Genomic DNA, 8,684 nt, shown 5'->3' with positions numbered 1-8,684 from the left:
CGCGTTTCATGTCGGCGACAGCCGAAACGGCATATCCAATCGACCAAGAGAAGAGTGCTAGGATATTTCCCAATCTTCAATTCCCTCACGGTTTTAACCAGAGGTAATTATCAATTATCCATTATCCATTATCAATTATCAATTATCAATTAATGAAAGCATATTTAGAGGTACTGATAACTGATAACTGAAATCATCCTATTCTGTAGATGTTTCAGGAGCGGGGGGTAACTTATATTCATTAGGATCGACTGTTCTTGCTGGAGTTGGTTGTTGTTCAGATTCAGATGGAGTCACTGACTGCCCAGAAGTATTGCCAACACCAGTTTGAGGTGCACCAGGTAAAGTTGCTAGAGCTACGCGATCGCCTCCCACCTCTCGCAACAAATCTAAAACTTGTACAACATCATTGTATCTTGCCTCTTTAGGAGCATACAATACAACTACTCCCCTGGGATTCACCTGATTATATCTACGCACAAACTTTTCCAGTTCCACAGCATTCACAGGTTGTTGTTCAATAAAAGTTTTTCCCACCTCATTCACACTCACAAGTAACATATCTTGTGATTGAGGTTTACCCGTGCTAGCTTTTGGTAAATCAACATTAATTGCTTGCTGACGGGTTAACTGTAAAGCAGCTAAAAGAAAGAAAGTCAGAATACAAAAAATTACGTCAATTAGAGGTATTAATTCAATCCTAACTTCTTCACTGGCAAATTCTTGATTAAGTTTCATAGTTTTTTTGTTTATACCACTTTGAAAAAAGAATTATACAAAAAGGTGTATCTTGATCGGGGATATTTAAAAATAGCTGTTATAATTCATTTTAGACACCTGTGTCTATCATTTTTTTCTTTTTTTTTGAATATTTACTTCTTCTTCCCTCTCCCTTACTTCTACCAAATGAGGGATTTTTTTTCTAATTTATGGATTTTTAGTTAGTTACTATTAGGTTCATCTGGAGGTTGTTCAACATCACTTTCCGGTGAAAAATCTGTTGGCTTTTTATCCTGTTCTAAAGTATCTGGACTATTCCGAGAATTCTGCGTCCATGAAGGGGGAAAATAAGCATTTTTATCTTGTGAATTATAGTTATTTAAAGATACCTGTTGCCAATATTGTCGGTAGAGCAATTCCAACTCATTACCAGCTTTCCGAAAAACCTTCATTTGATTAAATAACAAACTTTGAAATAATCGATAAAATACCAGACTAAAAATAGCTACTACCAAACCAGCCGCCGTACTAATTAAAGCTTCACCAATACCTACTGTTACCCCGGCAGTTGAAGAAGTACCCAAATCACCCAGGCGAATCGAACCCAAGGAACCAATCAGACCCAAAACAGTGCCCAGTAAGCCTAACATGGGAGCCAAAGCAATTACCCCTTCCAGTAACTTATCTCCTTTCCTCATCGAGGCCAACTCATCATCAGCGGCAGCCTCCAGTGCCAATTTAAACACTTCTGGTTCTGGGTTTTGTAACCGTAAAGGTGCGTAGAGAAAACGACCAATAGGCTGTTTTAGGGTACGTCTCGCCATTTCCGTTGCTATACTCCAGTCACGGCGTGCCGCCTCTAATACCCGATTAACCGTTTGTTTTTCCTTAATTAATAGATTTGTCCAAAACCAGAGGCGATCAATTATGGTACTTAGGGACAAAATTGATAAAACTAACAGAGGCCACATAGCAGGGCCTCCCTTCTGAATCAGCTCTTCAAAAGTCACAGTATATTCACTCCAGCAGTTCTTAACTGATTATTTACTTAATATTTGTCTGTTTACTTTCTATTAAGTTCCTAATATATATACTACTTCACGGAAGTCAAAAGTCAAAATTTAAAAGTTAAAAGTCATACATTAAGATTGTATAGTCTCAAAACTTTTACACCCTCAGTAATTTCAGGAAATTATTTCACATTTAAAGTTTGAAACTATCTGTGACATCTTTAAAGTGAATTGGTATAAGAAATATCAACTTATAATATATGTACTATAAGAACATATATTGACAAAATTAATAGTAAATGATATTATAAAGGGTTAGCAACTATTAATAGTTAGGGTTTGCTGAAAAAGAATGAAAGTGTTTACAGATAAAGATTTTGGGATTTTTAAGTCTGGAAAAAGTGCGCTAGCTTTGAGTTGAAAAGCCTCAAAAAGTTAGTATTAACAGCAAGATTTGGACAGAGAAATTGAGGGATAATTCTTCCGACTGCCTTCTCGCTCATTCCTGACTTCTCCTGTCGCCTGACTCCTGTCTCCTGACTCCTACCCTCACCCATAAGACTTTCGAGCGCAAACCCTAGTTATACATATTTTTTTAGGCTTAATCCTTGCATAAAGTTTCAGCATATTTTCAGCACTTACTTTGACGACTGGTCCAAAAGAGAATGAAAGAATCGGGTGCAGACTACATAAACTAGCTTTGAAACCCCTATGATTAATATTAAGGGTGTCAATGTTTCAATTTATCAGTTGTTAGTTAACAATTACGTCCCTGATTAAAATAATTAGCTGAAAAATGTGGGAATTAACATTAATTAGGAAATATTCTGGAAATAGGGGTAGGTATAGCAGAATTTAGAATTCAGAAGTCATAAGTTCAGATGGGGGAGCCATCAGATTGGCAAAGTACAGAAGTTAAATTCTTACGGTGACTAAATTTGACAGGCGCGAGAATGTCCTAACTGCACTGCCCTGATGACTGCTATATGACTGAAAAGTTATATCACTACCCACTAAAGGAAACCTCCAAAATTGCATTATTCGGGACGAAAACCCACATTTACAATTTTTAGCAAACACCATCAGAGTAATTGCAAGATGTTTATTCCCTCCATCAGTCAGGCCATTGATTATCATCCCCTTACCGCTACACCAGAAACTCCTGTAGAAGATGTAATTATCTCCATGAGTAGTACAGGTTCAAGTTGTGTGCTAATCATAGAAAAACCATCTCCTCCTAGTACAATAACAACAGCGGAACCAAGCACTCACAGTGCCGAATCCTCAGACCAAACTTATAATGCCAATACTCAAGATACAAGGGTACAATCTTTAGGGCCAATCATTGGTATATTTACTGAGCGAGACTTAGTACAATTAGCGTCTATCGGCGCTCCTCTAAGTGGATTTCCGATTGCTCAAATTATGATTAGATCCATAATAACAGCCCAACTATCGGAAATTCCAGATATTTTTGCTCTCTTCACACTACTAGAAAAACATCAAATCAACCACCTACCAATCGTTGATGACTCAGAAGAACTTATTGGCCTAGTTACGACCCGCAGTTTTATTTTTAATCAGCCTGAGAAAAATAACAAAGGTCAAAAATCAATAGCCAACGGTCAAAATAAACCATTAAATAATCAAAATATTGCTGTCAATAAAGATTTAGAAGTCCAGAATAATGTAGTAAAAAATCATAAAAATTCACCATTACCTGTAAAAATAACCTTCGATTCATCCTTAAAATTACCAGCTAACTTAATCCAAATTAATCAGTTAGAACAAATCCATGAATCTCAAATTATCCAAGCTTCATTATCTTTATCAATTAGGCAAATTACCCAACTGATGTTTACCCATAATGTCAGTTATATTCTGATTACTGAAACAAAAGAAAACAGATCTAAAAATCAGACTGATAGTAACCCAAAAAAAGAAAATTCACCACCTCAAAAATCAACCAAAATAATCGGTACAATTAGTAGTAGAGATATAGTACAACTAGAAGCATTAAAAATAGATTTTAATAAAACCAAAGCCGAGATAGTTTGTAATAACTTACCTGTCCTAATACGCTCCCAGGCAAATCTAGAAGTGGCTTTAGGTTTAATGAAAAAAAATTATTACCTAATACCTCTAATTGTCCAAGCTTCTACAGGCAAGATAAGTAATCTCATTACTCCCACAAAAATTATTCAACAAATACTTCTAGGTAAATCGTTATATCAATCATTAATTCGCTTTCATAATTATATAGAACAAACATCTATCCAACTGCATCAAGCCGATGAAAAACTTAAGCAATCTGCCACTGAGCGGCAAAAATTAGCAGAAAGTCACTTAAAAACACAAGAAATTGCAGCCCTAGCTATTGAAGGAAATGAAGATGGAGTTTGGGATTGGAATATCAAAACTAACGAAATATTTTACTCTTCTCAGTGGAAAAAGATGTTGGGTTATACAGAGGATGAAATTTCCCATAAAATTGATGAATGGTTAAATCGAATTCATCCAGAGGATATAGATAAAGTGAGTGCTGCTGTTCAAGAACACTTAGCTAAAAAAAATCCTACTTATCGAATAGAATATCGAATTAAATGCAAAGATAATCATTTTATCTGGATTCTCGATCGGGGAAAAGCTTTATGGAAATCAGGAACGCCAGTGAGGATGGTGGGAACTTTTGTTGATATTACTCATGCCAAAGAAAAAGAAATACAACAACGCTTTCAAGTAGAAAAGTATAGCCAAATTATTAATAATTTCCAAGAAATAGTTTGGCAAACTGATGCTAAAGGAAACTTAATTTGTTTAAATGATACATGGGAAAAAATTACAGGTTTTACAGTTGAAAATAGCTTAGGTAAAAATTTTTTAGACTATATTCATCCAGAAGATATAAATAAGTTAAATTCTCCAACAGAAAATGATCCAGACAATACAGAATTAGCTATTATTAATAACAAATTAATTGCAGGTTGCTATCAATTACACTTGTTAAACAAAAACGGAAACTATTGTCCAATAGAAATGAAGAGTACATTAGTAGTTGATAGCGAAAACAATATTACTGGTATGGTAAGTACCCTAACAGACATTTCTGCAAAGATAGCCACCCAAGAACACTTACAAGCTAGTGAAAAAGCAATCAGAGAACTGTATGAAGTCACTGCAGGTGCAGATAGCTCCTTTGAAAGTAGAATAGTTGCATTACTCGAAATGGGATCCCGTCGGTTTGGCATGGATATAGGTTTATTAGGGCAAGTTTTAGGAGAACGTTATGAAGTTATTGCAGCTCACCTACCAGAAGACTTCCTATTTGGAATAGCTAAAGGAGACGCCTTCACCCTGGAACAAACATTTGATCGGGAAGTATTGCGATACAATGAACCACTCGTCATAGAATCAGCAAAAGATTCCCAGTGGCGACATCATCCAGCTTACACAGTGCGTCGTGTTGCATCTTATATTGGCACTAAAATTTTTGTCTCAGGAAGAGTTTATGGCACCCTTAGTTTTACCAGTCGCCGTGCCAAGAATAAATGGAGTTCAACAGATATAGAAGTTTTAAAACTAATGGCAACTTATATTGGCGGTGAATTGTTGCGACAAGATGAGATAGAAGCTTTACAAACGAAATATCAGCACTTTTTATTACTCAAGCAAATTACCCAAGAAATTCGTTCTAAGTTAGATACTAAAGAAATTTTTCAGACTACTGCTACTCAAATTGGACGAGTATTTGGAGTTAACCGTTGTTCAATTCATAGCTATGTTATTGAACCCTACCCACACCTACCTTGCGTCGCTGAATATTTGGAAGCAAACTATGAGTCAACATTGGATTTAGATATTGCTGTTACTTACAATTCTCATACAGAACAATTATTAGCAGAAGACAAAGCGATCGCCTCTCCAGACGTATTTTCAGATCCTCTATTAAAATCATCCGCACCGATGTACCGAAGGCTAAAAGTTAGGTCAATGTTGGCAGTTCGTACATCTTATCAAGGACAATCAAATGGCATTATTAATTTACATCAATGTGATTATATGCGTCAGTGGAAACAGGATGAAATAGACTTATTAGAAGAGGTGGCATCTCAGGTAGGATTAACATTAGCTCAGGCACAAATACTAGAATCAGAAGTTACTCATAAACAAGAATTAGAAACTCATAATCAAGCTTTAGAACAAGCACGAGAAGCAGCAGAAGTAGCTAATCGTGCGAAAAGCGAATTTTTAGCAATGATGAGTCACGAAATTAGGACTCCAATGAATGGTGTAATTGGGATGACAAGTTTATTATTAGATATGGAATTAACTCTTGAACAACGAGATTTTGTGGAGACTATTCGCACCAGTGGAGATGCACTACTAACTATTATTAATGATATTCTTGACTTTACTAAAATTGAGTCTGGGAAATTGGAATTAGAACAAAGTCCTTTGGATGTTAGGAGCTGTGTTGAAGAGGCGCTAGAATTATTAGCACCAAGGGCAGCACATAAAAATTTAGAGATCGCTTGTTTGATTGATGATTCAGTCCCAGGCATGGTTGTTGGAGATGTGACAAGGTTGCGTCAAGTATTGGTAAACTTATTAGGAAATGCTGTTAAATTTACAGAAACAGGAGAAGTAGTTGTTTCTGTTAGTGCTATAAAAATTGGTGAAAATTATCAAGAAAATAATCTATTAGACGAAATAAATTACGCAGAAATATCGAATTTTAAAGCCCCCGGTAAAATCACAGGTAACTATGAAATACAATTTGCTGTTAAGGATACAGGTATTGGTATTCCTCCAGACCGGATGGATCGCTTATTTAAAGCTTTTTCCCAAGTGGATCCTTCCATAAATAGACAATATGGTGGTACAGGTTTAGGATTAGCCATTAGTCAAAGATTGAGTGAAATGATGGATGGTCAAATGTGGGTGGTTTCTCAATCAGTAGAAATCAATAATTTGCCAGAACATAAAAAACAAAAATACCTGCTCAAAATTGATGATAATGGCAGCATTAATAACAACATAAATAAAATAAATATTGATAGTATTAATACGACTGAATCTATAGTAAATATTGCCGGAACTCCACCGTCTTACTTTGTTAAACCAGAAGCAGGTAGTAGAGGTTCAACCTTTTATTTTACTATTAAAGCTAAGGCAATTGCAATGCCTTCTCCTGAAAGAATTGATAGTTTCTTAAAAGGCAAGACAATATTAGTTGTAGAAAGTCATCCTGTTAATCAAGAGGTCATTAAACAACAGGTTAAGTCATGGGAAATGATACCTGTAATTGCTGATTCTGCTGCCAAAGCTTTAAGTTGGTTGGAAGAGAGAAGAGCTTTTGATATTGGGATTATCGGCATGAATCTTTCAGATATGGATGGACTGACATTAGCTAGAAAGATTCGGAAATTGGAAGCTGAACAAAACTCAAAACAAAATAACAATTATGAATTATCTTTACCATTAATAATGTTTACTTATATTGGCAAAGCAGAAATTTTCCGAGAACTTCAAGAGGCAAAAGTTAGTCTAGCTGGATTTTTGAATAAACCAGTCAAACAGTCTCAATTTTATAATGTTTTATTGCAAGTATTTGGAACAACAGGAGAAGGAGAACTTAACGCCAAAACTCCTAGTTTAGGAGTGAAATATTTTCAAGATCTGAGTGACAAAAGTAGCGAACGCTCTAATCTCCGGATATTGTTAGCAGAGGATAATGTAGTCAATCAGAAAGTCGCAATACACTTACTACAAAAAATTGGTTATCGTGCAGATGTAGCTGCTAACGGAATAGAAGTTTTAGATGCTCTTAAGCGGATACCCTACGATGTGGTATTAATGGATGTGCAGATGCCTAATATGGATGGGATAGAAGCAACCCGTCAAATCTGTCAAAAATACCCAGAAGAAAAACGCCCTTGGATTATTGCTATGACAGCTAATGCGATGCAGGGCGATCGTGAGAAGTGTTTAAATGCTGGTATGGATGATTATGTAACCAAACCAATTCATCGCGAAAAATTAGCACAAGCTTTAAACAGGTGTAAACCTACCCGAAACAAAAAATTACAATCTAAAACTGATACAGAAAATGGAGTCAGTCGTCACTCATCATCTACAGAGTTAGCATTAGTTAAAATAGATCCTCCCAAGAAAGCAATTACTCAGAAACAGCAATTTACCAATGGTAAGGTAGAGTCAACTTCTCAGTTGGAGGAAACAATATCACTCAAAAGTACATTGCCTATTCTCCTGCCAAGTAATACTGAAATAGGTTTACAGGAATTAGCAGAAGTTGATGGTTTAATTGATTTAGATGCAGAGGATGTACCAGTCACTGACGAAACTACAGTATTAGATTTAGATTTCTTAGACGATATCTTAGAACCAAAAGACGATCAACAATCAGCCCTCGATCCTAAAATTATAGAAGACTTTCGCAATCTTTATGATGATGAACCAGATACTCTAGCTATTTTGATACAAGACTATCTTGCTGATGGAGATAAACACATGAGTACAATTAGAAAGTCTATCAAAAAACGTGATTATTCTGCATTAAAGGGAGCTTCTCATACACTCAAGTCTAGTAGTGCTTTATTAGGGGCAATTAATTTTTCTGAACTATGTAAAGAGTTAGAATATATGGCTCGTGGTGTGGTTGAGTCTGGAGCAGATTTTAATTTAGAAAAAGCAACGGAAATCCTGTCACAAAGCGAAAATGAATGGGAAAAAGTGCAAGAAGAGTTAAGCCAAGAAATAAATTTATAGGGGTTTCCAGGAGTTAGGAGTTAGGAGTTAGTTTTGTAGTAAGGCTTTAGCTCTATAGAACCCATTTGGTATCTCCGCCAAGGTAAGAGTTTTTGGCAAAGGAGTCAGGAGATGGAGAATTATAGAATAGAGGAAAAAGGTAGAATTTTTTTGACTTACTTCATC

3 protein-coding genes are annotated in these 8,684 nt (G+C 35.7%); 1 reads left to right on the top strand and 2 read right to left on the bottom strand.

From position 1 onward, the window contains the following. Nucleotides 1–198: 198 nt before the first annotated feature. On the bottom strand, nucleotides 199–738 hold the full coding sequence (locus ACP6PL_RS02115) for an ExbD/TolR family protein (RefSeq protein WP_426542043.1): 540 nt from the start codon (nucleotides 736–738) through the stop codon (nucleotides 199–201). 203 nt (nucleotides 739–941) lie between these two features. Then, nucleotides 942–1,691, bottom strand: a complete 750-nt coding sequence (locus ACP6PL_RS02110; protein WP_426542044.1) for a MotA/TolQ/ExbB proton channel family protein — start codon at nucleotides 1,689–1,691, stop codon at nucleotides 942–944. Nucleotides 1,692–2,828: 1,137 nt separating this feature from the next. On the opposite strand from ACP6PL_RS02110, the gene ACP6PL_RS02105 reads away from it, so the two are divergent. Next, the gene (locus ACP6PL_RS02105; RefSeq protein ID WP_426542041.1) at nucleotides 2,829–8,519 is read left to right on the top strand and encodes a response regulator; all 5,691 of its coding nucleotides are present in this window, start codon (nucleotides 2,829–2,831) and stop codon (nucleotides 8,517–8,519) included. Nucleotides 8,520–8,684: the final 165 nt, after the last annotated feature.

The sequence above is a fragment of the Dapis purpurea BLCC-M126 genome, from assembly GCF_050015975.1.
Taxonomy (GTDB): domain Bacteria; phylum Cyanobacteriota; class Cyanobacteriia; order Cyanobacteriales; family Microcoleaceae; genus Trichodesmium.
Note: the sequence above shows the minus strand (reverse complement) of the source record. Positions and strands in the feature narration are given on the sequence as shown.

What these genes read in the sequence shown, in the direction of transcription:
- ACP6PL_RS02105 (WP_426542041.1), top strand. Translation starts at nt 2,829, where the DNA reads ATGTTTATTCCCTCCATCAGTCAGGCCATTGATTATCATCCCCTTACC.
- ACP6PL_RS02110 (WP_426542044.1), bottom strand. Translation starts at nt 1,691, where the DNA reads ATGTGGCCTCTGTTAGTTTTATCAATTTTGTCCCTAAGTACCATAATT.
- ACP6PL_RS02115 (WP_426542043.1), bottom strand. Translation starts at nt 738, where the DNA reads ATGAAACTTAATCAAGAATTTGCCAGTGAAGAAGTTAGGATTGAATTA.